General features: G+C 70.5%; 24 protein-coding genes. 8 read left to right on the top strand and 16 right to left on the bottom strand.

Going from position 1 to position 21,498, the window contains the following annotated elements:
- Positions 1-55: 55 nt before the first annotated feature.
- The 3 genes from dapA (at position 56) to glmS (ending at position 3,069) form a co-directional block, all read left to right on the top strand.
- The gene (dapA, locus tag ACLJQF_RS02840) at positions 56-892 is read left to right on the top strand and encodes a 4-hydroxy-tetrahydrodipicolinate synthase (RefSeq protein WP_410606610.1); all 837 of its coding nucleotides are present in this window, start codon (positions 56-58) and stop codon (positions 890-892) included.
- Between the two features lie 66 nt (positions 893-958).
- A complete protein-coding gene (locus ACLJQF_RS02835) occupies positions 959-1,231 on the top strand; it encodes a hypothetical protein (protein WP_410606609.1) in 273 nt (90 codons plus the stop codon).
- 14 nt (positions 1,232-1,245) lie between these two features.
- Complete coding sequence (gene glmS, locus ACLJQF_RS02830; RefSeq protein ID WP_410606608.1) at positions 1,246-3,069, top strand: glutamine--fructose-6-phosphate transaminase (isomerizing); 1,824 nt, start codon at positions 1,246-1,248, stop codon at positions 3,067-3,069.
- A 4-nt stretch (positions 3,070-3,073) separates the two neighbouring features.
- Here the strand turns inward: glmS and ACLJQF_RS02825 are convergent, their stop codons facing one another.
- The 7 genes from ACLJQF_RS02825 to ACLJQF_RS02795 all read right to left on the bottom strand — a co-directional run bounded on the left by ACLJQF_RS02825 (position 3,074) and on the right by ACLJQF_RS02795 (position 9,118).
- On the bottom strand, positions 3,074-4,486 hold the full coding sequence (locus ACLJQF_RS02825) for a BNR repeat-containing protein (protein WP_410606607.1): 1,413 nt from the start codon (positions 4,484-4,486) through the stop codon (positions 3,074-3,076).
- A gap of 238 nt (positions 4,487-4,724) precedes the next feature.
- Positions 4,725-5,900: an NAD(P)/FAD-dependent oxidoreductase gene (locus tag ACLJQF_RS02820; protein WP_410606606.1), complete on the bottom strand. Its 1,176-nt coding sequence runs from the start codon at positions 5,898-5,900 to the stop codon at positions 4,725-4,727.
- Positions 5,897-6,097 (bottom strand): ferredoxin, encoded by a 201-nt coding sequence (locus tag ACLJQF_RS02815; protein ID WP_410606605.1) that lies wholly within the window; start codon positions 6,095-6,097, stop codon positions 5,897-5,899. Before ACLJQF_RS02815 ends, ACLJQF_RS02820 begins: the two co-directional genes overlap by 4 nt.
- 20 nt (positions 6,098-6,117) lie before the next feature.
- Positions 6,118-6,744, bottom strand: a complete 627-nt coding sequence (locus ACLJQF_RS02810) for a TetR/AcrR family transcriptional regulator (protein ID WP_410606604.1) — start codon at positions 6,742-6,744, stop codon at positions 6,118-6,120.
- Entirely contained in the window at positions 6,741-7,949 is a 1,209-nt protein-coding gene (locus ACLJQF_RS02805) for a cytochrome P450 (RefSeq protein ID WP_410606818.1), read from the bottom strand. Before ACLJQF_RS02805 ends, ACLJQF_RS02810 begins: the two co-directional genes overlap by 4 nt.
- A 162-nt stretch (positions 7,950-8,111) precedes the next feature.
- On the bottom strand, positions 8,112-8,546 hold the full coding sequence (locus ACLJQF_RS02800) for a pyridoxamine 5'-phosphate oxidase family protein (protein WP_410606603.1): 435 nt from the start codon (positions 8,544-8,546) through the stop codon (positions 8,112-8,114).
- Positions 8,543-9,118, bottom strand: a complete 576-nt coding sequence (locus ACLJQF_RS02795) for a TetR/AcrR family transcriptional regulator (protein ID WP_410606602.1) — start codon at positions 9,116-9,118, stop codon at positions 8,543-8,545. The genes ACLJQF_RS02800 and ACLJQF_RS02795 overlap by 4 nt, the downstream gene beginning before the upstream one ends.
- A gap of 91 nt (positions 9,119-9,209) precedes the next feature.
- Here ACLJQF_RS02795 and ACLJQF_RS02790 point away from each other — a divergent pair, with 91 nt between their 5' ends.
- Both ACLJQF_RS02790 and ACLJQF_RS02785 read left to right on the top strand, forming a co-directional pair.
- The gene (locus ACLJQF_RS02790) at positions 9,210-10,232 is read left to right on the top strand and encodes an aldo/keto reductase (protein WP_410606601.1); all 1,023 of its coding nucleotides are present in this window, start codon (positions 9,210-9,212) and stop codon (positions 10,230-10,232) included.
- Complete coding sequence (locus ACLJQF_RS02785) at positions 10,229-11,086, top strand: LLM class flavin-dependent oxidoreductase (protein ID WP_410606600.1); 858 nt, start codon at positions 10,229-10,231, stop codon at positions 11,084-11,086. The genes ACLJQF_RS02790 and ACLJQF_RS02785 overlap by 4 nt, the downstream gene beginning before the upstream one ends.
- Before the next feature lie 54 nt (positions 11,087-11,140).
- Here the strand turns inward: ACLJQF_RS02785 and ACLJQF_RS02780 are convergent, their stop codons facing one another.
- From ACLJQF_RS02780 to ACLJQF_RS02765, 4 genes are all read right to left on the bottom strand, one after another.
- Complete coding sequence (locus tag ACLJQF_RS02780; protein WP_410606599.1) at positions 11,141-11,392, bottom strand: MarR family winged helix-turn-helix transcriptional regulator; 252 nt, start codon at positions 11,390-11,392, stop codon at positions 11,141-11,143.
- Positions 11,393-11,492: 100 nt separating this feature from the next.
- Positions 11,493-13,526: a cellulose binding domain-containing protein gene (locus ACLJQF_RS02775; RefSeq protein ID WP_410606598.1), complete on the bottom strand. Its 2,034-nt coding sequence runs from the start codon at positions 13,524-13,526 to the stop codon at positions 11,493-11,495.
- A gap of 151 nt (positions 13,527-13,677) precedes the next feature.
- Positions 13,678-14,154 carry a nitroreductase/quinone reductase family protein gene (locus ACLJQF_RS02770; protein ID WP_410606597.1) on the bottom strand — a complete coding sequence of 159 codons (477 nt, stop codon included), beginning with the start codon at positions 14,152-14,154 and terminating at the stop codon, positions 13,678-13,680.
- 19 nt (positions 14,155-14,173) lie between these two features.
- The gene (locus ACLJQF_RS02765; protein WP_410606596.1) at positions 14,174-14,800 is read right to left on the bottom strand and encodes an NAD(P)-dependent oxidoreductase; all 627 of its coding nucleotides are present in this window, start codon (positions 14,798-14,800) and stop codon (positions 14,174-14,176) included.
- A 128-nt stretch (positions 14,801-14,928) separates the two neighbouring features.
- Between ACLJQF_RS02765 and ACLJQF_RS02760 the strand changes: the two genes are divergently transcribed.
- From ACLJQF_RS02760 to ACLJQF_RS02750, 3 genes are all read left to right on the top strand, one after another.
- Positions 14,929-15,552 carry a TetR family transcriptional regulator gene (locus ACLJQF_RS02760; protein ID WP_410606595.1) on the top strand — a complete coding sequence of 208 codons (624 nt, stop codon included), beginning with the start codon at positions 14,929-14,931 and terminating at the stop codon, positions 15,550-15,552.
- Positions 15,553-15,613: 61 nt separating this feature from the next.
- Positions 15,614-15,994 (top strand): ArsR/SmtB family transcription factor, encoded by a 381-nt coding sequence (locus ACLJQF_RS02755; RefSeq protein WP_410606594.1) that lies wholly within the window; start codon positions 15,614-15,616, stop codon positions 15,992-15,994.
- Positions 15,991-16,674 carry a cation transporter gene (locus ACLJQF_RS02750; RefSeq protein WP_410606593.1) on the top strand — a complete coding sequence of 228 codons (684 nt, stop codon included), beginning with the start codon at positions 15,991-15,993 and terminating at the stop codon, positions 16,672-16,674. The genes ACLJQF_RS02755 and ACLJQF_RS02750 overlap by 4 nt, the downstream gene beginning before the upstream one ends.
- Before the next feature lie 28 nt (positions 16,675-16,702).
- On the opposite strand, the gene ACLJQF_RS02745 is transcribed toward ACLJQF_RS02750, so the two are convergent.
- The 5 genes from ACLJQF_RS02745 to ACLJQF_RS02725 form a co-directional block, all read right to left on the bottom strand.
- The gene (locus tag ACLJQF_RS02745; protein ID WP_410606592.1) at positions 16,703-17,275 is read right to left on the bottom strand and encodes an SRPBCC family protein; all 573 of its coding nucleotides are present in this window, start codon (positions 17,273-17,275) and stop codon (positions 16,703-16,705) included.
- The gene (locus ACLJQF_RS02740; protein WP_410606591.1) at positions 17,272-17,895 is read right to left on the bottom strand and encodes a TetR/AcrR family transcriptional regulator; all 624 of its coding nucleotides are present in this window, start codon (positions 17,893-17,895) and stop codon (positions 17,272-17,274) included. Before ACLJQF_RS02740 ends, ACLJQF_RS02745 begins: the two co-directional genes overlap by 4 nt.
- Positions 17,896-17,992: 97 nt before the next feature.
- The gene (locus ACLJQF_RS02735) at positions 17,993-18,826 is read right to left on the bottom strand and encodes a hypothetical protein (RefSeq protein ID WP_410606590.1); all 834 of its coding nucleotides are present in this window, start codon (positions 18,824-18,826) and stop codon (positions 17,993-17,995) included.
- 148 nt (positions 18,827-18,974) lie between these two features.
- Positions 18,975-19,937, bottom strand: coding sequence for an SMP-30/gluconolactonase/LRE family protein (locus ACLJQF_RS02730; RefSeq protein ID WP_410606589.1), 963 nt, complete (start codon positions 19,935-19,937; stop codon positions 18,975-18,977).
- Between the two features lie 238 nt (positions 19,938-20,175).
- Positions 20,176-21,450: a hypothetical protein gene (locus ACLJQF_RS02725; protein ID WP_410606588.1), complete on the bottom strand. Its 1,275-nt coding sequence runs from the start codon at positions 21,448-21,450 to the stop codon at positions 20,176-20,178.
- Between the last annotated feature and the right edge of the window lie 48 nt (positions 21,451-21,498).

Here is a 21,498-nt window from a genome sequence, read left to right as displayed (position 1 = left end):
TACCGGCAAAAAACCATCGCTGGACCGTGGCAGTGGCACCGGGCACGGTCAGGACATGACCGAATTCGGCGCCAACCTCGTCGCGATGGTGACCCCCATGCAGCCCGGCGGCGCGCTCAGCGAGCCCGGCCGCACCCAACTCGTCGAACACCTCCTGGCCACCGGCTGCGACGGCCTCGTCGTCGGCGGGACCACCGGCGAGTCACCCACCCTGTCCGACGCCGAATCCGCCGGTCTCGTCCGGGCCGTGGCGGCGCAGGCGGGGAGCCGCGCGCGGGTGATCGCCGGCGTCGGCACCTACGACACGGCCACGAGCGTCCGCCGCGCCCGCGAAGCCGAGGCGGCCGGCGCGGACGCGCTGCTGCTGGTCTGCCCCTTCTACTCGCGACCGACGCAGGCCGGCGTGATCGCCCACTGCGTCGCGGTCGCGGACGCCACCGAGCTGCCGGTGATGCTGTACGACGTCCCCGCGCGCACCGGCGTCGCGATGGCGCCGTCGACGTTGATCGAGCTGGCCGGCCACCCGCGGATCCGGGCGGTCAAGGACGCGAAGGGCGACCTGTTCGAGGCGATGACGGTGCTGTCCCGGACGTCGCTGGCGTACTACTGCGGCATCGACGAGCTCAACCTGCCCTACCTCGCGTGCGGCGCGGCGGGCCTGGTGAGCGTCGTGGCGAACGTGGCCGCCGAGCGCACGGCCGACCTGATCCGCACGGTCCGCGACGGCGACCTGGTCAAGGCGCGGGCGATCCACGACGGCCTGCTCCCGCTGACCGACCGCATCATGCGCTCCGGCACCGGCGCGGCGAACGTCAAAGCCGCGCTGGCCGAGCTGGGGATCATCCCGCACGCCAGTGTGCGCCTTCCGCTGCTCGAGTCAGCAACGCAGTGAACTGCCCAACCAAGTAGGTCTTGCCCGATTTCGGGCAAGAATTTGGGGTTCGGCGCGCGAAGAGGCATGATGGCCCGTGTGGAGGACACCGACATCGTCGAGCGCGTGGCCGCGTCCACCGGGCTGCCGGCCCGGGTCGCCGCCCGGGTGGTCGACGACGTCCTGGCCTTCTACCGGACTCCCACCGAGGACTACGTGCGCCGCCGGCACGCCGAGCTGCAGGCCCAGGGCCGGAAGAACCCCGAAATCTTCCCCGTGATCGCCGTCGAGCTCCGCGGGCGGCTGGTGGCCGCGCCCGTCCTCTCCGAGCGGCAGCTGCGCCGCATCGTCTACGGCTAGGAAGAGGTCTCCCCATGTGCGGGATCGTCGGCTACATCGGCGGCCAGAACGCCGCCCCCATCCTGCTCGAAGGCCTGACCCGGCTCGAGTACCGCGGGTACGACTCCGCCGGGATCGCCGTCCTCGGCGCCAAGGGCGGCACCCAGGTCCACCGGGTCGTCGGGCGGGTGCGGAACCTGGCCGCGGCGCTGCCCAAGCGGCTCGCCGGGAAGGCCGGCATCGGGCACACGCGCTGGGCCACGCACGGGCCCGCGTCGGAGGCCAACGCCCACCCGCACACGTCCGAAGACGGCCGGATCAGCGTCGTCCACAACGGCATCATCGACAACGCCGACGCCCTGCGCGCCCAGCTCGCCGACGCCGGCGTCACCCTCACTTCCGAGACCGACACCGAGGTCCTCGCCCACCTGATCGCCCGCTCGGCCGCCGAAACCCTCGAAGACGCCGTCGTGGACGCGGTCTCGCGGATCACCGGCACGTACGCGATCGCCGTCACCGACAGCGCGCACCCGGACCGCCTGGTCATCGCGCGCAACGGTTCGCCGCTGATCATCGGCGTCGGCGAGCGGGAGATGTTCGTCGCCAGCGACCTCGCCGCGCTCGTCCGGCACACCTCGCAGGTCGCCCACCTCGACGACGGCGAGTTCGCGACGGTCTTCGCCACCGGCTACCGCACCTTCACCGTCGACGAGAGCGACACCACCAAGCCCGCCACCGAGATCGACATCGACGCCGAAGACCTCGACCTCGGCGGCTACCCGCACTACATGGCCAAGGAAATCCAGGAGCAGCCCGAATGCGTCGAGCGGATCATCCGCGGCCGCCTGGACGACCGGTTCGGCGTCGCCCGCCTGGACGGGCTCAACCTGACGCCGCGTGAGCTGCGCGGGTTCGCCCGCGTGAAGATCCTCGGCTGCGGCTCCGCCTACTACGCCGGCCAGGTCGGCGCCACGATGATCGAGGAGCTGGCCAGGATCCCGGCCGACGCCGAGGCCGCGTCCGAGTTCCGCTACCGCAACCCGATCATCGAGGCCGACACCCTCTACATCGCGGTCAGCCAGTCCGGCGAGACGATCGACACCGCGTTCGCCGTCGAGGAGATCAAGCGCAAGGGCGGCCGGGTCGTCGGCCTGGTCAACGTCGTCGGCTCGACGATCGCGCGCGCCTGCGACGGCGGCGTCTACCTGCACGCCGGCCCGGAGATCGCGGTCGCCTCGACCAAAGCGCTGACCAACATGGCCGTCGGGTTCGCGCTGATCGCGCTGACGCTCGGCCGGGTGCGCGATCTGTCCAATGCGGACGGTCAGCGGATCATCGACGCGATCCGCGCGCTGCCGGGTCAGATCAAGTCCATTTTGGACTTCGAGTCGGAGATCGCCGAGCACGCGAAGACCGTCGCCGCCGCGAAGAGCCTGTTCTTCATCGGCCGGGTCCGCGGCTATCCGGTGGCCCGGGAGGGCGCGCAGAAGTTCAAGGAGATCTCCTACCGCCACGCCGAGGCGTACCAGACCTCCGAGCTCAAGCACGGCCCGCTCGCCCTGATCGACGAAGCGCTCCCGACCGTCGCCGTCGTGCCGTCGGACGAGCTGACCGGGCGCAACCTGGCCGCGGTCCAGCAGATCAAGGCCCGCGGCGGCGCGGTGCTGGCGGTGACCCACGCCGGCGTCGACTTCGGCGAACTCGACGTCCCGCGGATCGTGGTGCCCAAGACCGAGCCGGAGCTCGACCCGATCCTGCTGACCATCCCGCTGCAGTTGCTCGCCTACCACGCGGCGCTGACCCTGGGCTACGACATCGACAAGCCGCGGAACCTGGCCAAATCTGTCACAGTCGAGTAGCACTTCAGCCAAGGCGGAAGTCGGCCACCCGAATCGGCGAGGGCGTCGTCCCGCTCGAAGCCTGCTGGTACATCACGGAGATCACGCCGTCGGTGGCCAGCCGCGAGTCGTCGACGTCGACCTCGCCGAACGCGTTCAGGTCCGGGCTGTACACCGTCTTCCAGTCGGTCCAGCCGCTCGCCCTGGTCGCCGCGACGATCCGCCCGTACGGCATCACGAGGTAGGCGTTGTCGCCGCGGTCGAACACCAGCTTCGTGCGCTGGGTGGACTCGGGGGCGACCGGCACCTCGCGCTTGGTCCAGCTGCCGTCGGCCGCCCGGCTGAGGAAGAAGGTCCGGCCGTTCTGCTTGCGCTGCGCGGAGTAGTTCGTGACGCACTGGGTGAACCGGCCGGGCACGTAGCTGATCACCGCGTGCGGCTGCCCGGCGGAGTCGACGGACTGGCTCTCCTGGTTCATCAGCGCGTGGTCGACGCCGATCGGGTCGACGACGGTGCCCGGCGAGGACACGGCCACCGGCGTGCCACCCGTGGTCGCGACGACCGCGCCGGCGTTGTTCCGCCAGGTCCGGCCACGGTCGTCGCTGTAGACGTAGCCGGTTTCGTGGTTGGCGAGCCCGCCGGAGTTGCACAGCACCCCGGAGTTGCCTTCGCGCCAGGTGAAGGTGGCGTGCAGCCGCCCGCCGGGCCCGTAGCCGATGCCGTGCAGGTACATGTTGCGCGTGGTGCTGGTGACGCCGTTGCCCGACGTCCACGAGCCGGTCGCCGACGACCACTTCCCCAGCTTGCGCCAGCTGCCGCCGCGGTACTCCGCGAGCTCGTTGGTGCCGTTGCCGGAGGTGCCGGTCCGGTAGCTGAGCTGCAGCTTCCGCTCCGGCGTGACGACGAACTGCGGATACGTGATCGAGCCGAGGTCGACGCCGTTCAGCGTCCGCTGCACCGCGCCGAACGCCGACGGCGTCCAGGCGTTCGCCGCGGGCGCGGACAGCAGCCCGGCCACCGACTCGACGTAGTAGACCTGGTTGCCGTGGGTGTCCATGGCCACGTGCAGCCGGCCGTCGTCGGGCGAGACGCCCATCGAGATGACGTTGTGCGAGTCGTCCACGGTCAGCTTGTGCGGCAGCGCGACGGTCTGCCACGCGCCGGCGCCCGCGGCCCGCCGGGCGACCACGGCGCTGCGGTCCGCGGTGTACCAGGCCGCGTACTGGTAGCCCGCGTAGCCGAAGATGCCGCTCTGCTGGAAGGAGTCGTTGTTCACCAGCCCGTCGTAGGAGACGAAGTACAACGCCGTCGCGTCGAGCCGGGTGTCGGCGATCTTGACCACGGACACGGCCGCCTCGGCGGGCGCGGCGGGCAATAGCGGCAGCGCCGCCGCCACCAGCACGCCGAGGATCCGAGAAAGCGCTCTCTTCGTGGCCATGACCCACCCTTCCCACGTGTTAACGTGAACAGGATCGGCCGCCTCCGGACCGCCGTCAACCGACAGATGGCGGGTTTCGCATTCGGCCAGCGTCGCGCGTCCGAGGTTCGTCGACAGCGCGGCGACGAGTGCAAAGGTCTTGAATGAGTCATTCAGGACCTCCGAAGACCTGAATGACTCATTCAAGACCTTTGGTTCGGGCTTCCAAGCCTGGGCGAGCGCTCTGCTGCGCGCGACGCTAGGGCCGCCCGGCGAGGACGGCACCGGCGATGTCCTGGCGCCGCAGCCGGGCCTGCTTGGGCATGTTCCAGCCGAGCACGCCGGTGACGGCACCTCCGCGGCGGTACTGCGCCACGAACCGGCCCTCGCGCGGGTCACCCTCCACAACGGACACTTCGGCGTCCGCGGACAAGGTTCCGTGCACGTGGATCCGGGCGTCGAACTGGTTGGTCCAGAAGTAGGGCACCGGCGTGTACGGGCGGTCTTCGCCGAGGATGTTCCCCGCGACGGCGACCGCCTGCTCGGTGGCGTTGGTCCGGTTTTCCAGCCGCAGCAACGCATCGAAGCCCTCGTGGTGCCAGCGCGCGACGTCGCCGGCCGCGTAGATGCCCTCCGCCGCCCGGCAGCGGGAGTCGCACACGACGCCGTTGTCGCAGAGCACCCCGCTGCCGGCCAGCCACTCCGTCGCCGGCGCGGCCCCGAAGGCGACCACGACGACGTCGGCGGGCAGCACCTCGCCGGACGCCAGCCGCACCCCGGCGACGCGGCCGTCTTCCGCCGCCAGCCCGGTGACCGCCGAGCCGAGCCGCAGCCCGACACCGCGAGCGGCGTGCAGTTCGGCGAGCAGCCCGGCGGGCAGGGGCCCGAACTGGTAGGCCAGCGGCGCGGGCTGCGGGCCGGCCAGGGTGACCGGTACGCCCGCCGCGCACACGGTCGCGGCGATCTCCGCGCCGAGCACGCCGTCCCCGACGACGACCACCCGCTTGCCCGGCGCGAGGTCGGCGCGCAGGCCCAGCGCGTCGTCGAGGGTGCGCAGCACGTGGACGCCGTCGAGGCCGTCCTGGCCGGGCAGGGTGCGCGGCCGCAGCCCGGTGGCGAGCACGACGGCGTCCGCGGTCAAGGTCTGCCCGGCCGCCGTGTGGACGGTCCGCGCGCCGGCGTCCAGCCGCACCGCGGGGTCGCCGAGCACGAACTCGGCGTCCAATGCGGACAGTGCGTCCGGTGTCCGCAGCCGCGTCTGCTCGGGCATCCAGCTCCCGCCGAGGACCTGCTTGGACAGCGGCGGCCGGTCGTAGGGCAGGTGCGCCTCGGCGCCCAGCACGGTCACCCGGCCGGTGTAGCCCTTGCGGCGCAGGGCTTCCACGGTCGCGAGCCCGGCGGCCGAAGCGCCGACGACCAGGACGTCGCCGGTCATCCCTGCTCGCTGACCGAGATCGCGACACCCGGGCACACGCTCGCCGCTTCGCGGACGATCGTGTGCAGCGCTTCGGCGGGGTGCTCGTCGAGCAGGATGACGATGCCGTCGTCGTCACGCTGGTCGAACACGTCCGGGGCGAGCATGACGCAGGTGCCGGCGCCGCAGCACTTGGCTTCGTCCACGATGACCTTCATGGCTGTTCCTTTCCTCGGAGCTACTTCGTGACCGGCGCGAGCCACAGCCCGGCCAGTGCGTCGGTGAGGGCGGTGGCGGTCTCGCGCCAGCCGGCCCTCGGGGTGCCCGCGCCTTCGGCGAGGGCGCGTTCCCGCTCGGCCATCCCGTGCATCAGCACGAGGCGGGTGAAGTCGTTGCGTTCGGCCCGGACTTCGGCGGGCAGACCGGGCCGGCACCGGATGAGCCCTTCGACGGTCCGCGCCAGCGACGGGGACGTCAGCGTCTCCTCGATGATCACCGCGCGCAGCGACGGCTCGGTCATCACGTGGGCGGTGAACCGGGCGAACCAGCAGGGCGTTCCGAGCTCGGCGAGGTGCTCGGTCGTCGGGTACACCAGGCACCGGATCCAGTCCCGCAGGTCCGCGTGGTCACTGAGCCCGGCCAGCCGGCAATGGCGCCGCCGGTCGATCGGCCCGGTGTGCTTGCGGACGATGGCCCGCACCAGCTCGCTCCGGGTGCCGAAGTGGTACCCCACCGCGGTGTTGTTGCCCTGCCCGGCCGCCTCGCTGATCTGCCGGTTCGAAACGGCGAGCACGCCGTGCTCGGCGTACAGCCGTTCCGCCGTCGCCAGGATCGTCTCCCGCGTGGCCTGCGCCCGGTCCGTCACCAGCGGACGGGCAGTTCCCGCAGCCCGCCGACGGCGAGGCCCTCGATCCGGCGCAGCTCGTCGGCCGGGACCGCGAGCTCCAGCGTCGGCAGCTTGCGCAGCAGCACCTCCAGCACGACCTGCAGCTCGGTGCGGGCCAGCGGTTGCCCGAGGCACGCGTGCGCGCCGGCACCGAAGGCCAGGTGCGGGTTCGGGCTGCGGGTCAGGTCCAGTTCGGCGGCGTTCTCGAAGGCGCCCTCGTCGCGGTTGGCCGCGGCCATGCTGCACATCGCCGTGGTCCCGGCCGGCAGCACCGTGCCACCGACTTCGAACTCCTCGGAGAGGTACCGGGTCATGCCGACACCCGCGTTGGCGTCCGCCCGCAGCGCTTCCTCGACCGCCGTGCGCACCAGCGCGGGGTCGGCCAGCAGCTGCTCCCACCGGCTCCGGTCGGCCAGCAGCATCGCCGTCATCTTGGCGATCATGTTCGCGGTGGTCTCGTGGCCGGCGATGAGCAGGCCGATGCCGGTGGCGGCCAGCTTCGCGTCGGACCAGCCGGCGCCGTCGGCGATCAGCGCGCTGAGGATGTCGTCACCCGGTTCGGCCCGTTTGGCGGCGATGTGCCCGCCCATGTACCGGCCGAACTCCGCCTGCGCCGCGTCGAACTCCTCCTGGGTGTAGCGGGTCATGCTGAGCATGACGTCGGACCAGTGGGCGAACCGGTCGCGGTCGGTGTCCGGCACGCCGAGCATGTCGCAGATGACCCAGACCGGCAGCGGGAAGGCGACGCCCGCCTTGAGGTCGCCGGGCGCGCCTTTTGCGACCATTTCGTCGATGAGCTGCTCGGCCATCGCGGCCATGCCCGGCCGCAGGGCGTTCATCCGCTTGGCGGTGAACCACTTGCCGATCATGCGGCGCCACGTCAGGTGGTCCTCGCCGTGCTGCGGGAGCACGGACGCCATCTCGCTGTTGAACACCCCACCCGACTCGGTGTCCGCGACGCGGGCCGCGTTGTCCGCCGCGGTCGGCCGGGTGAACCGCGGGTCGGACAGCACGCTCTTGACGTCTTCGTAGCGGGTGATCAGGGCGGCTTCGTCCCCGCTGGCCAGCGCGACGCGCGCGACCGGGCACTTCTCCCGGAACTCGGCCCACTCGGCAGGCGGCTCCAGCGCGGTGGCGGCCTCGAACGGAAAACGCGGCAGCGGGTCGGTGTGGCTTGGCGTCATCACGGGCCTCTCGTTGGTGAATGTCCCCTGTTCCGAGCATGGCGACGATCCTCGATTAAGTCAAGCAGTTGACTTAATCGTCCGGCGCAGAAAGTCCTGAATGACTCATTCAGGACGTCGGAGGTCCTGAATGAGTCATTCAAGACATGACGGCGACAGGGACTACTCGCGCTCGACCTGCCGCAAACCGCCTGAAGGCGTCCACCACTCGACGACCAGGAGCGTCGCCGCCTCGTTCAGGTGGGTGTGCACGACCTCGGCGACGTCGGCCTCGAACCGCTCGCCGTCCTCGGTGCGCACCCGCCCGGAGATCTTCGCCTCGCCCGGCCACTGCGCCTCGGCGCCGTCCACCGGGTCGACCGTCGCGCTGTGCAGCGCGAACCGTGGGTCCCGCCGCAGGTCCGCACCCTTGCGCGCGTTCGGCATCGACCCGAAGGTCAGCTCACCGTTCTCGAAGACCGTTTCGATCCCCGAGATCCGCGGCGAGCCGTCCGCCCGCAGGGTCGCGATCGTCTTGTGCTTGTGCGCGTCGAACAACGCCCGCACGCGCTCCGCGAACTCCGGTTCCGCCGCTTCGAACTCCCGCCACGCCGTCATCCACCCATGGTCCCGCACCGGAGGCCCGCGACGAGGATCCCGGCCAGCCGGCGCGCGTCGTACCCGGGATCGGCGTCCGCACCGATGCAGAGGTTGCCGACCCCGCGCATGAGTTCCAGCGGACGCACCTCGGCCTGGATCTCACCGGCCGCGACCGCCGCGTCGAGCAGTTCGGCGCACACCGGCACCAGGCGGTCGAGGAAGTACGCGTGCAACGACTCGAAGCCGGCGTTGTCGGACTGGAGCACCCCGGCGAGCCCGTGCTTGGTCACCAGGAAGTCGACGAACAGGTCGATCCACTGCGCCAGCGCGGCGTACGGCGATCCGGCCGAAGCCAGCAGCGCCGGCCCCGCTTCCGTGCAGGCGTCCACCTGGTGCCGGAAGACGGCGATGATCAGGTCCGCCCGGGTCGGGAAGTGCCGGTAGATGGTACCCATCCCGACGCCGGCCTTCGCCGCGATGTCCCGCACCGGCGCGTCCACGCCGGAGGCGACGAAGACCGCGGCCGCCGCGTCGAGCAACGTCTTCTCGTTGCGCCGGGCGTCCGCCCGCTTGGGCTTGTGTTCGGCCACCGATCCTCCCGGGGTTGCTAAACGGAACACTGCTCCGTATCGTTAGCGGAGCAACGTTCCGTTTGCCCATCCTGCCACGGAGGCACTCCCCATGCAGTACCGCACCTTGGGCCGCACCGGCGTCCAGGTCAGCACCCTCGCGCTCGGCGCGATGAACTTCGGCGCCATCGGGAACACCACCCAGGACGAGGCCACCGCCATCGTCGACGCCGCCCTCGAAGCCGGGATCGACCTGATCGACACCGCCGACATGTACGGCCAGGGCGAGTCGGAGGTCATGGTCGGCAAGGCGATCGCCGGCCGCCGCGACGACCTCGTGCTGGCCACGAAGGCGACCATGCCGATGGGCGAAGAGCGCAACCACCGCGGCAACTCGCGCCGCTGGCTGGTCACCGCGCTCGACGACAGCCTGCGCCGCCTCGGCGTCGACCACGTCGACCTCTACCAGATCCACCGCTGGGACCCCGCCACGAGCGACGAGGAAGCGCTTTCCGCGCTGACCGACCTGCAGCGTGCGGGCAAGATCCGCTACTTCGGCTCCTCGACGTTCCCCGCGTACCGCATCGTCCAGGCGCAGTGGGCGGCCCGCGAGCACCACCTGGGCCGGTACGTCACCGAGCAGCCGAGCTACTCGATCCTGCAGCGCGGCATCGAAGCCCACGTGCTGCCGGTGACCGAGGAGTACGGCATGGGCGTGCTGGCCTGGAGTCCGCTGGCGTCGGGCTGGCTGTCGGGTGCGGTCCGCGCGGGCCGGGACATCGCCACCAGCCGCGCGAAGGTCGTCCCGGAGCGTTTCGACCTCGACGTCCCCGCCAACCAGGCCCGCCTCGACGCCGTCGAGCAACTGGCGAAGCTCGCCGAGCAGGCCGGGCTGACCCTGATCCAGCTCGCGCTCGGCTTCGTCACCGGGCACCCCGGCGTGACGAGCGCGCTCATCGGCCCGCGGACCCTCGACCACCTGCGCTCGCAGCTCGAGGCCGCCGGCACCGTGCTGCCCGCCGACGTCCTCGACGAGATCGACACCATCGTCGCGCCCGGCACCGACCTGGCCCCGGGCGAGAAGTTCGACACCCCGCCGGCGCTGCTCGACCCGTCGCTGCGGCGGCGCCGATGAGCTTCGGCATCATGACCGCACCGATGCAGGTGGGGTACGACGAAATCCTGCGTGTCTGGCGGGAAGCCGACACCGTGCCGGAGATCGAGCACGCGTGGCTGTTCGACCACCTGATGCCGATCGCGGGCGACCCGGACGGCCCGATCTTCGAGGGCTGGACGCTGCTTTCGGCGCTGGCGGCGCAGACGTCGAGGATGCGCGTCGGCCTTCTGGTCACCAGCAACCGCTTCCGGCCACCGGCCGTGCTGGCGAAGATCGCCACGACGGTCGACATCGTTTCGGGCGGCCGGCTCGACTTCGGCATCGGCGCGGGCTCCCGGCCCAGCCACCCGCTCGCGCGGCGCGAGTACGACGCGCACGGCCTGCCGTACCACGGCCAGGCCGACGCGGTCGCCGCACTGGCGGAGGCCTGCACGGTCATCCGTCGCTTGTGGACAGCCGAGGCGCCGTTCGACTTCGAGGGTACGCACGTCCGGCTGACCGGAGCGTTCGGGAATCCGCGGCCGGTGCAGCGCCCGCATCCGCCGATCATGATCGGCGGCCGGGCGAGCGCGACGCTGCGCGTGGTGGCCGAGCACGCGAACGTGTGGAACATCCCGGGCGGCGGCGACATCGATGACCTGGCCGGCCGGAGCCGGTTGCTCGACAAGTACTGCACGGAGATCGGCCGCGACCCGGCCGAGATCACCCGGTCGATCTTCCTGCCGGTCGACTACGAGCGGCCAGGGGTGACGCGGGGCAAGATCGCGGAAGCGGCGGACGCGGGGTTCGGGCACTTCGTGCTCGGGTTGGCGAACCCGTATCCCGACGGCGTGGCGCAGTGGGTGGCGGAGGAGCTGATCCGGCGCGCCTGAACCCGGCGGGGTGTCGCGAATGACTCATTCGGGACGTCCGAGGTCCCGAATGAGTCATTCGCGACGTTCGAAGCCGCTGCCGCACCCGGCTGACAGCTTGCGGTCCTCCCTCTCGCGGATCGCGTCCCGGACCGCCGCGTGCCGCCGGATGCCCGCCGGCGTCAGCCGCGCCACCCGCGCACGGCGGTCGGCCGGATCCGGCTCGCGAACCACCAGACCCTCCGCTTCGAGCGCGTCGAGCAGGGCGATCAACCGGGTCTTGTCGTAGCGGATCTGCTGGGCCGGCACCAGCTGGCTGGGCGCCATGACTCCTCCGGCACCGGGGCGAGCCGTGCGCGAGCGCGTCGAACGTCTTGAATGACTCATTCAAGACGTGCCACGTCTTGAATGAGTCATTCAAGACACGTCAGCCCGCCGCGCAGAGAACGCCGTTGAGGGTGAACGCCGTCGGCAGGATGTTCGGGCCGCTGTAGTCAGCCGTGAACCCGACATCCACTCCCGCCGCGGGCGGGGCCGCCGACGAAACCGTCACCGTCGAGCCGTTCTGGGCCCAGGTGCCGTTCCAGCCGCCGGTGAGCCGCTGCCGCGCGGTCGGCCAGCTGAACGTCAGGGTCCAGTTCCCCACCACGCCGGTGCCGGTGACGTGGATGCCGCCGACGAAACCGCTCGCCCAGTCGGTGACGTCGGTCATCCGGACCGTGCAGCTGCTCGCCGCCGGCGCGCCGGTGGTCAACGTCAGCGGCGGGGAGGCCGCGGACACGTTCCCGGCCGTGTCGCGCGCCAGCACGTTGACCGTGTACCGGCTGCCGGGCACCAGGTTCCCGACGTCGAGCGACGTGCCGGTCGTTTCGCCCCACTGCTCGCTCGTGGTGCCCAGCTGCCGGTAGACCTCGTACTTCGCGATCGGGTGGGCGCCGGGCGCGGCCGCGGGCCAGCTGATCGTCGCCGTCCGGTCGGTCGCCGTCCCGGCCGGCTGCCCGGGCGCCCCGGGTCCGGCCGATGCGGCGGTCGCGGGGTGCAGCACCACCGTGGTGAGCGAATACGGCGGCAGGGTCTGGGAAGTGCTCGTTCCGGCCGCCGCAGCCGAAATGGCCGTGGCGCCGTTGGTGAAGGTGGACACCTGGGGCGCGGCCGCGGCCGGCGCGTAGCCCGCGTAGTCCAGCGTCACCGCCCTGGCCTGGTCGGGGTCCTTGTTGAGCAGCAGCACGGCGAGGTCGCCGTTCGGCCGCCGGACGGCGTGCGCGCCGACGAGCGGGTCGTCCGCGCCGGCCCGGACGAACTGGTCACCGGGATGCGCGAAGGTGCTCAGCAGCTTCAGGCCGTAGTAGGGCGCGAAGGGCGTGTTGAGCGGGGGTTCGCAGACGCCGCCCTCCAGGCAGGTGGCGCTGGAGAGCAGGCCGGAGTCGCCGTAGTCCGGATAACCGGCCACAGTGGACAGTTTCGTCCCGCCGTTGTGCGTGTCCCACCAGTCGACGGTGAACACGCCGTTCGCCAGCAGCGAGCTGTAGGTGTCGGCGGCGAACAGGGCGCCGGGCTGGGTGTCCATGCCGACCGGCGTGTTGGTTTCGGTCATCGAGATGCCGATGCGGCCGGAGTTCGCGCCCGCGTACCGGGTGATCTGCTCGCGCGCCAGGTAGATCATGTCGGTGATCTGCTCCGGCTTGGCGAGGGCTTCCGCCGCCGTCGAGCCGCTGGGGTACCAGTGCAGGATGACGAAGTCGATGTGCGGGCCCGCGATCGACAGCACGGTCTGGTTCCAGGTCGCCGTGTCACCGGCGCCGACGATGCCGTCCGGCCAGTTCGCCGGGGTGGTCAGCACGGCACCGATCTTGACCGACGGATCGGCGGCCTTCATCGCGTCGGCGTAGGCCACCACGCCGTTGGCGTAGCCGGTCGGGCTCTTGTCCTCGTGGTTGTCGGCTTCCCAGTTGGCCCCGTAGTGCCCGTTCCCGTACAGCTCGTTGCCGATTTCCCAGTACTTGACGCCGTAACCCTTGGTCACGTTGGCGTAGCGCACCCAGTCCGCGGCTTCCTCCGGCGTACCGGTGCCGTAGTTGGCGATGATGATCGGCTGGGCGCCCGCTCGGCGGACCCCGCCCATGAAGGTGTCGAAATCGGTGTTCGGCGCCACGTACCCGCCCGGCGCGGTGTTGTCCTTCCAGTGGTAGATGTCGCCGTAGGAACCACCGGGGTAGCGCATCGTGCGGACGCCGGCGGCGCCGAACAGGTCGGCCACCTGGTCGGTCCCCAGCTGGCTGTCCCAGACCGCGTGGTTGATACCGATCCCGGTGTCCGGCATGGTCGCCAGCCCGGCTCGGGCGTTGACGGTGACCGTCGCCGTGGGCGTGGTCGCCGCCCCGGCGGTACCGGCTGCCGGCACCGCCGCGGCGAGCACGGCGATCACCGGCCACGCTGCCCAGCGCAGACGTCGAGCTGTCATGGAAGTCCATCCTCACTCGTCGGGCACGAACGGATGACTGGGAGCGCTCTCAGCGAGAGAACCACCGCGGCGGTCCGAAGTCAACGGAAGTCGCGCGAGGGCCCGGTCCACACCGGAAGATCGAGGTTTTCGACGCGCCGGCGAAGACGTGTCAGGCTTCGAGCCGAAAGAGGACGAACCGGCTCCGCCCAGCAGCCTCGGACAGTTCTTCGGGCGTGGGTTCGCGATCGCCGGGCAGGCCGAGCATCTTCGCCTCGCGCGGTGACTTGCGCTCGGCGAACTCGGCGAGCAGTTCGGTGATTGCGGCGCGGTCCTCGATCACGGTCGGCACCGCCTCGCACTCCCGCCCGCGGATGCGCAGGTGGACGGTGGGGGCGGTGCGCAGGCTGGGGATCCAGGTGCTCTGCGCGAACGTGGCCGCCAGGACCATGCCGGGCTCCCAGTCGAAGTAGCCGACGGGGATGGTGATGCGGCGGCCGGACTTGCGGCCGGTGTAGGTCAGCAGCATCAGGAATCTGCTGAGGACCCCGTGCAGACGCGAGGCGAGCAGGGGCCGGACGACCCGATTGGCCGCTCGGACCAGCGCGACCGGGGGCCGCTTGCGGCCGGTGGTGTCAGCTTGGCTCATGAGGGGCTCCCGAGGGGTGTCAGTCGCTGATCACGGGGCTGCGGTGGACCCACTCGCTGCCGTGCGCCGCTTGGTGCAGGAAGGCGGCGACGTCCGCTCGGCTGATGTACGGGACGCCCTTCATCGGCAGGCGGTCGCCCGCGCGGAACGTGCCCTTGGCGGGGTCGTTGTTCAGCCCGGTCGGGTAGACCACGGTCCAGTCCAGCCCGCTGGAGCGGATGCGCTCGTCCGCGATCTTCTTGTCCGCGTAGAGCGACCGCAATGCCGTGCGGTAGATCAGCTTCTGCGGAATGCTCGACCAGGCCAAGGTGTGGCCGACGCCGAACGACGACAGCCAGACCAGGCGGGCGACGTGCGCTTCCTCGGCCGCACCGATCACGGCCGCCGCGGAGCGGGTGGCGAAACCGTCGGGGCGCAGCGAGTTTCCCCGGCCGAGGGCGGAGATGATGGCGTCCTGCCCGGCTGCGGCGACTGAGACATCGCGCTGCGAAGTGGCATCTCCGGTGATCCGGGTGACCCGGTCCGCCAGGTCATCCAGGGCCGCCGGATCACGCACGAAGGCCGTGACCGAGTCGCCGGATCGCAGAGCCACGTCGACGACGTGGCGGCCGGTGGGGCCGGTTGCTCCCAGGACGAGCAGTTTCATGATCGGAATCCTCCGTGTTCGGCGAGGCAAGGCGCGGGGTCAGGCATGTTCACCATCGTGTCACACACTGACAGATGTCGCAAACTGACAAAAGCCTGAGAGTGACGTGATGTGCGTACACTGCCCCCATGGAAACGCCCGGCCTGCGTGAACGGAAGAAGCGGCAGACCCGGGAAGCGCTGATCGATGCGGCCCAGGCGTTGTTCAACGTCCACGGCTTCGAAGCCACGACCGTCGATCAGATCGCCGAAGCGGTCGACGTCTCGTCGCGAACGTTCTTCCGGTACTTCACCTCGAAGGAGGACGTCGCACTGTCACTCGCGGACGAGCAGATCACGTCGATCCTCGCGGTGTTCACCGCGCAACCGGATGACATGCCGGTGCTGACCGCGCTGCGGACGGCCGCGGTCGAAGTCATGCGCGCAGCCGAGACCGACACGCGTTTTCACGAACTGCAAAACGTGATCTCGCTCAGCCCGGCACTGATGGCCGCACGCATCGAGCGCGGCATCGCCCGGTTCGACGAGGGGGCCCGGCTGATCGGCACCCGGATGGGGGTCGACCCGGCCGCGGATCCCCGGCCGCACCTGCTCGCCTCGGTGGCCCTTTGCGCTGTACAGACAGCGGTCGACGCATGGCGGACAGCCGGCCACGACGCGCCGGAATCCGAACTGACCGGGCGGGCGTTCGACCTGTTGTCCGCCGGCCTCGACTACCCGGCTGCCGTCGAACGGAACGATCCGGCCGGCTGACCGAACCTCCGAACTGTTCAGCCTTCGCTGTTGCGTCAGCCACGACTGTACTATTCGAGCCATGCTGACCTGTGAGACGCGGGAGTCGGCGCTCGCCCGCCTGGGCCGCGCGCTGGCCGACCCGACCCGCTGCCGCATCCTGGTCGCCCTGCTGGACGGCGTGAGCTACCCCGGCCGACTGGCCACCCAGCTCGGGCTGACCCGCTCGAACGTGTCCAACCACCTCTCCTGCCTGCGCGGCTGCGGTCTGGTGGTGGCCACCTACGAGGGTCGCCAGGTCCGCTACGCGCTGGCGGATGCGCATCTGGCCCGCGCGCTGAGCGAACTGGTGCAGGTCGTGCTCGCGGTGGACACCGGCCAGCCGTGTGTCGACGACGGCGCGACGCCGGCCACCGGATCGCGCCCGGCGCGGCCAAGGGCGGCGGAGGTGGTGCGCCGATGACCGAAGAGACCACCCGGTCGACGACGGATCGGGACGGCTGCGCCGACGGATGCTGCACCCCGGCCGCCGCGAGCCCGACCGTCGACGCGCACCGGCGGGCGGTGTTGTCGCGGCGGGTGCGGCTGCTGGTGACCGCGACGATCGCCTACAACGTCATCGAGGCGATCATCGCGATCTCCGCCGGCTCGGTCGCCTCGTCGACCGCGTTGATCGGGTTCGGGCTCGACTCGGTCATCGAGGTCGCCTCGGCCGCGGCGGTGGCCTGGCAGTTCTCCGGCAAGGACCCGGAAGCCCGCGAGCGGACGGCACTGAAGGTCATTGCGGTGTCGTTCTTCGCGCTCGCGCTCTACGTCACGGTCGAGTCGGTGCGCTCACTGCTGGGCACGGAGTCCGCCGGGCACTCCACGGCCGGCATCGTCCTGGCGGCGGTGTCGCTGCTGGTGATGCCGTTCCTGTCCCACGCACAGCGGCGCGCCGGACGGGAACTCGGCTCGGCGAGCGCGGTCGCCGACTCCAAGCAGACCCTGCTGTGCACGTACCTGTCCGGCGTCCTGCTGGCCGGCTTGCTGCTCAAGAGCTTGTTCGGCTGGTACTGGGCGGACCCGATCGTCGCTCTGGTCATCGCCGCGGTCGCGGTCAAGGAAGGCCGCGAGGCCTGGCGCGGCGAGCACTGCTGCTGACCGGCCAGGACTCACGGAACAACGGATTTCAGGCGCGGGGCCGGCGAGCGTCGACTCGCTGGGCCAATGCCTCGTTCATGGCGCGGAACTGGGGCAGCGTGTCGTCGTGCAACTGTCCCCGGAAGAACGGCACCAGGACACCCGAGAAGCGTTCGGCCTGAACGAGCCTGACCCGGCCGGGCTGCACGGGTTCGATCAGGAAGGAGTGCTCGCCGTCGAACACGGCGCCCGGACCGAGCTCGCCCAGCCAGCGCAGCTCACGGCCGGGCGTCACGGTCAGCACGGTGGGCGTGAACGTGGTTTCCCCGGTGGCGTCGCGCATGGTGTTGGTCAGGGTGGCGCCGGCCTCGACGATGCCGCTCGAGGAGACGATGAAGGGGTTCCATTCGTCGTACGCTGCCACGTCGGCCAGCACCGACCACACCTCGTCCGGCGTCGCGTCGATCTCGATCGACGCGCTGAGGGTGTACGGAACGGTGTTGCTCCAGACGGCATATCCGGCGAGGGTGGCCAGCACCAGGGTCGCCGCCACGAGCAGGCGTCTGCGCCTCGGCTTCTTCTCGCGGCCCTGCGGTCGGGCCGGGTGCTCGGTGAGGGTCATGGTTGCTCCTTTGTGGACATGGCGCCGTCGAGTGCGGCACCGACGAGACGTTCGAGGTAGCTGTCGTCGACCGGCGTGCCGGTGATGAGCACGCGGTAGTAGAGGGCGCCGGCCAGCTGGTCGAGCAGCAGCACCGGGTCGGTGCCGGCCCGCAGTTCGCCGCGCTCGGTGGCCCGTTCGACGAGTTCGACGGCGAGCCTGATCCGACGCTGGTACACGCCTCGCATGGCCTGCCCGACGTCAGCGTGCCGGGCCGCGGCCGCCACGAATTCCGCGACGATGCCGGCGGACGGATCGGTGTCGTGCGCCGGACGCCCGGCCCGGCGCACGCCGTCCAGTGCGGCGGCGATCTGCTTGAGGTAGGTGCTCAGGTCGGCGCGCACGTCACCGGTGTCGGTGACCGGCACGTCGCGGTCGAGCATGTCGGCGTACACGGCGATGGCGAGGTGATCCTTGGTCGGCCAGCGCCGGTAGAGCGTGGTTTTGGCCACCCCGGCGCGCTGGGCCACCTCGTCGATGGCCAGTCCGGCGTAGCCGGCGGTGAGCAGCGCGTGCCGGGCTGCCTGGAGGATGCGACGGTCCGCGTCGCTGTCGCGGGGTCGGCCGCGGGAGGTGTCCATCGTTTCCCCTACTTACGATACTGGAGTTTCGTAAGTAGGTTAGCCGGTCGTCGCGCCTTTACGCAACACGAGTTTCGAAAGTCCGCCTCGCCGGTGTTCAGGGGTTGTAGTCCACGAGGACTTGGACCTGGTCGAAGCGGCGCTCGGCCAGGTCCCCGCGTCGGATCATCCAGAAGATGTCGGCGCCCGGCGCCCGGTAGATGCAGCACTGGGCCAGCAGGACCCAGTCCGCCATTCCGGACGGCACCGCGTCGGGGTCGTGCGGAAGCCCGAGTTCTTCCGATGCCAGGAACGAGGCTTGGCCCGCGGCCTCGCGGACCGGGTCGAAGTCGTGGCTCCTTCCGTATCCCCCCAGCATCAAGGTCGGGTATTCCCACAGGTCTTGCCACATCTCGGCCAGTGCCTCGCTGTGGGGATGTCCGGGCATCGGCGCGAGGTGCACGGGAGGCGGGACCGGGACCAGTCCGTCGCTGGGGAGGCAAACCGCCAGGGACAGGTGGATGTCACCCCGGGGATATTCCCGGAGGATCTCAAGAGTTTCCTCGTGCGCCTCGTCGCCGATCCAACTCGCCGGACGGCGCTCTTCGACCGCGATGCCTGCCGGAACGTACGCAGCGCTGCCGCCGCCCTCGTGATCCGGATACCCGAAGAGCAGCAGCTTGCCGTCGGGTGGCACGGGGAGGTCCGTCGCTTCCTTCGGCACGGCCGCGCAGTCGATGGTGGCGATCAGCGGGTACCCGGGTTCGGACGCGTCGGCGGGAAGCATGATCGGTCCACCGAATCGGCCGACGACCGGACCGTCGCCGTCCGCCGTCAGGGACGCGAACGGGCGGACGAGTTCCAGCCACTTCTCCACGTCCGCGGCCGGGATCTCCCTGCCGAGGGCCAAGGCCCGGAATTCGTCGAGAATCTGGGTGTTCCGAAAGTTCATAGCGAGCAGCCTATCGTCCAACACTACCGCGTAATGCTTGGTGGACAACGAATCCTGATTCTTGAGCAGCAGCTGGCCGGACCGCGATCTCCGACGCGCAGGGCGTGCCGGGGATCGCGGCCGGGCGTTGGTGACAGCGGCGCCGCGGTCAGCGACCCAGGTGGGCCTGCAGCAGGTTGGGGTCCTCGGCCGTGAGGTAGGCGGCGCTCGGCACGTAGACGGTGCGACCGCGCACTGCGATCGCCGTCGGCCCTTGGAGTCCGTCGGCAGCCGTCAGCACCACGGTGTGCGTACCGTCGGGCTTGACGAGCGCCACCTGGTTGGTGGTGTCCAAGGCAGCGATGATCTCGTTGCCGCCACCGGTGAAGGCGAAGTCGTCGATTCCGGTCAGGCCGGTGGCGGTGACCTGTGCGGAACCGGCGTTTCCGTTTGCGTGCAGGGGAATGCGCACGATGGTGCCCCGGTCGAGGTTGGTCACCCACGCGGCTCCGTCGCGGAGCTTGATCCCGTTCGCGCCGAGGAACCCGGCCGGTGCGAGCTCCTCGGCGGACGACCAGACCGTCGCGGTCCCGCCCTTGGCAGGCACTCGCCAGACGACCCCGGTGGAATCGGCGACGTAGAGACTGCGGGTGCGCTGGTCGAGTGCGAGGCCGTTCGGCAGGCTGGTCGCGGGCAGCGGCGCGATGCGCTGGGGTGTGCCGCCGGGACGCAGGCGCCAGACGCCGGTGAGGTCGGCGGTCCCGGTGGCGTAGAGGAAGTACAGGGTGCCGTCGGTGGCGCGGTCGATGCCGACCGTCAGCGGGAACCCCAGCGCGGGGGTGTCGACTCCGCCGTCCGCGGGGGCGGGCAGGGTGGCCAGGATCCGGATCGCACCGCTGGGCGAGATTTCGGCGATCTGCCGTGCTTTGGCGAAAGCCACATAGGCAGTGCCGTTCGGAGCCAGCACGATGCTTTCGGGCGTTTGTCCCTTGGCCAGGTCGAAGTGCTGGACGAGGCGAGCCGAGCACAGGGGAAAAGTTGCTGCCGACGCGGGAGCGGCGCCGAGCGCGAACAGGGAACTCGTGGCCAGAACCGCGGCGATGATTCCGTGCTTGACAGGTTTTGCGGACATGTTTTCCTCACTTTTTCCGGGCGTGCGGCAGTGCCGCGCCTTTCCGGGGATGACCGTGGTGAACCGGATCGGATGGTGCCGACCAGCTCATGGATCCGAGTATGCCCGGGCGCTGAGCGCGTTACCTGTCCCAGCCAGGGATACGCAACGCCGGGAATGGCACACACCCCGGACGAAGGATTTCATGAGCGTCGCCGACGACCGGCAACACCGCCACAGTGCTTGGCCGGGTTCCGATTCAGGACGCGGGAACCAGATAGAGCTGCGCTGTGCCGGCCAGGGGTGCGGAGATGGTCCAGGTCGCCAGGTAGTTCGATGGCGGGGTGCCGTTGATCCGCCGCAAGGCGAGGTCGAGTGTGCGTGGCCGGATGGTGTCGTCGAAGAATGCGAAGTTGACTCTGAGCAGGCCGCGGGTCAAGCGTCCGGTACGCGCTTCGAGTTCGGCGATCGCTTGGGGCATCAGTCCGCGGTCGGAGAACACGTCGATGATCGCGCAGCCGCAGGTGTAGGCCAGCACGCCGATCTCGTCGGCACTGGCCACGGTCTTGCCGCCGGCGAGCCGGGCGACATCGCGCCCGATCCGGGCGTACTGTTCGCTGGAGGTGTAGTTCGAGGTCAACGGAGCGAAGTCACGGGGCAGCCCCGAGTGGGCGTATCCGGCGACGCCGGCCATGACCAAAGCCACCACGACGAGCAGGCTCAGTCCCCGTTCGGCCCGGCCTGCGAACCCGGCGGTGGCGGCGCAGACGAACACCGTCGCAGCGACGATGCCAGGTCCGTAGTACCAGTGGTACGGCGGCACCCCCGACTGAACGTACGCCAGGCTGTACACCGCTCCCGCCGCGGCGAGCACGGCGAACGGGACCAGCCGGCGACCGGCCGGGTTTCGCCGCATCACCAGGATCAGCCAGTACAGCCCGGGGCCGTTGCCGAACTCCCACCGACCCCAGGCCCGCCGCGCGCCCTGCAAGGTCTTGATGACCACCGTGTCCGGCACCGCCGCACCCAACACCACCCAGCTGAACACGAACCACGGCGCCGCGACCAGCACAGCGGCACGCACGATGCGCCGGACATCGACCCAGGACCGCCGCCGGGCCACGAAAATCACCACCGCGAAGATCAGGAGATCGACCCGGATCAGCGCCAGCATCCCCGCGACCAGACCGAACGCGAACGGACGCCGCTCCACCGAGAAAGTGAGCAACCAGGCGAGTCCCGACGCGCCCAGCTCGACCTCCATCCCGATCGAGGACACCAGCAGCGGGTTCACCGTCAGCGCGGTGATCGTGAGAGCCGGGAACCAGCCCGGCAAGCCGGTGGCCGCACCGAGCCGGCGAAGGGCGAGCACCAGTAGCACCTGGCACACCACGTACAACATGCCCGCGGCGAATACCGCGTCCCGCACCACGAACGTCAACGCCGCCAGGCAGAGCACGTTCAGCGGAGAGGTCGCGGTGTTGGTGGTGCCCTCGGCCAGCACGGTCGCCTTCCGGTCGTAGGGCCAACTCACCGCCCGGAACGGCCAATTCACGCACCGGAACGGCCAACTCGCCGGCGA

It is taken from the genome of Amycolatopsis sp. lyj-109 (genome assembly GCF_046548995.1).
Classification (GTDB): Bacteria; Actinomycetota; Actinomycetes; order Mycobacteriales; family Pseudonocardiaceae; genus Amycolatopsis.
This window is presented reverse-complemented; position numbering and strand designations above follow the sequence as displayed.

Bases quoted from the DNA above. Each gene is read 5' to 3' on its own strand.
- dapA (WP_410606610.1), top strand. From the start codon at position 56: ATGACCGAATTCGGCGCCAACCTCGTCGCGATGGTGACCCCCATGCAG.
- ACLJQF_RS02835 (WP_410606609.1), top strand. From the start codon at position 959: ATGATGGCCCGTGTGGAGGACACCGACATCGTCGAGCGCGTGGCCGCG.
- glmS (WP_410606608.1), top strand. From the start codon at position 1,246: ATGTGCGGGATCGTCGGCTACATCGGCGGCCAGAACGCCGCCCCCATC.
- ACLJQF_RS02825 (WP_410606607.1), bottom strand. From the start codon at position 4,486: ATGGCCACGAAGAGAGCGCTTTCTCGGATCCTCGGCGTGCTGGTGGCG.
- ACLJQF_RS02820 (WP_410606606.1), bottom strand. From the start codon at position 5,900: ATGACCGGCGACGTCCTGGTCGTCGGCGCTTCGGCCGCCGGGCTCGCG.
- ACLJQF_RS02815 (WP_410606605.1), bottom strand. From the start codon at position 6,097: ATGAAGGTCATCGTGGACGAAGCCAAGTGCTGCGGCGCCGGCACCTGC.
- ACLJQF_RS02805 (WP_410606818.1), bottom strand. From the start codon at position 7,949: ATGACGCCAAGCCACACCGACCCGCTGCCGCGTTTTCCGTTCGAGGCC.
- ACLJQF_RS02800 (WP_410606603.1), bottom strand. From the start codon at position 8,546: ATGACGGCGTGGCGGGAGTTCGAAGCGGCGGAACCGGAGTTCGCGGAG.
- ACLJQF_RS02790 (WP_410606601.1), top strand. From the start codon at position 9,210: ATGCAGTACCGCACCTTGGGCCGCACCGGCGTCCAGGTCAGCACCCTC.
- ACLJQF_RS02785 (WP_410606600.1), top strand. From the start codon at position 10,229: ATGAGCTTCGGCATCATGACCGCACCGATGCAGGTGGGGTACGACGAA.
- ACLJQF_RS02780 (WP_410606599.1), bottom strand. From the start codon at position 11,392: ATGGCGCCCAGCCAGCTGGTGCCGGCCCAGCAGATCCGCTACGACAAG.
- ACLJQF_RS02775 (WP_410606598.1), bottom strand. From the start codon at position 13,526: ATGACAGCTCGACGTCTGCGCTGGGCAGCGTGGCCGGTGATCGCCGTG.
- ACLJQF_RS02770 (WP_410606597.1), bottom strand. From the start codon at position 14,154: ATGAGCCAAGCTGACACCACCGGCCGCAAGCGGCCCCCGGTCGCGCTG.
- ACLJQF_RS02765 (WP_410606596.1), bottom strand. From the start codon at position 14,800: ATGAAACTGCTCGTCCTGGGAGCAACCGGCCCCACCGGCCGCCACGTC.
- ACLJQF_RS02760 (WP_410606595.1), top strand. From the start codon at position 14,929: ATGGAAACGCCCGGCCTGCGTGAACGGAAGAAGCGGCAGACCCGGGAA.
- ACLJQF_RS02755 (WP_410606594.1), top strand. From the start codon at position 15,614: ATGCTGACCTGTGAGACGCGGGAGTCGGCGCTCGCCCGCCTGGGCCGC.
- ACLJQF_RS02750 (WP_410606593.1), top strand. From the start codon at position 15,991: ATGACCGAAGAGACCACCCGGTCGACGACGGATCGGGACGGCTGCGCC.
- ACLJQF_RS02745 (WP_410606592.1), bottom strand. From the start codon at position 17,275: ATGACCCTCACCGAGCACCCGGCCCGACCGCAGGGCCGCGAGAAGAAG.
- ACLJQF_RS02740 (WP_410606591.1), bottom strand. From the start codon at position 17,895: ATGGACACCTCCCGCGGCCGACCCCGCGACAGCGACGCGGACCGTCGC.
- ACLJQF_RS02735 (WP_410606590.1), bottom strand. From the start codon at position 18,826: ATGAACTTTCGGAACACCCAGATTCTCGACGAATTCCGGGCCTTGGCC.
- ACLJQF_RS02730 (WP_410606589.1), bottom strand. From the start codon at position 19,937: ATGTCCGCAAAACCTGTCAAGCACGGAATCATCGCCGCGGTTCTGGCC.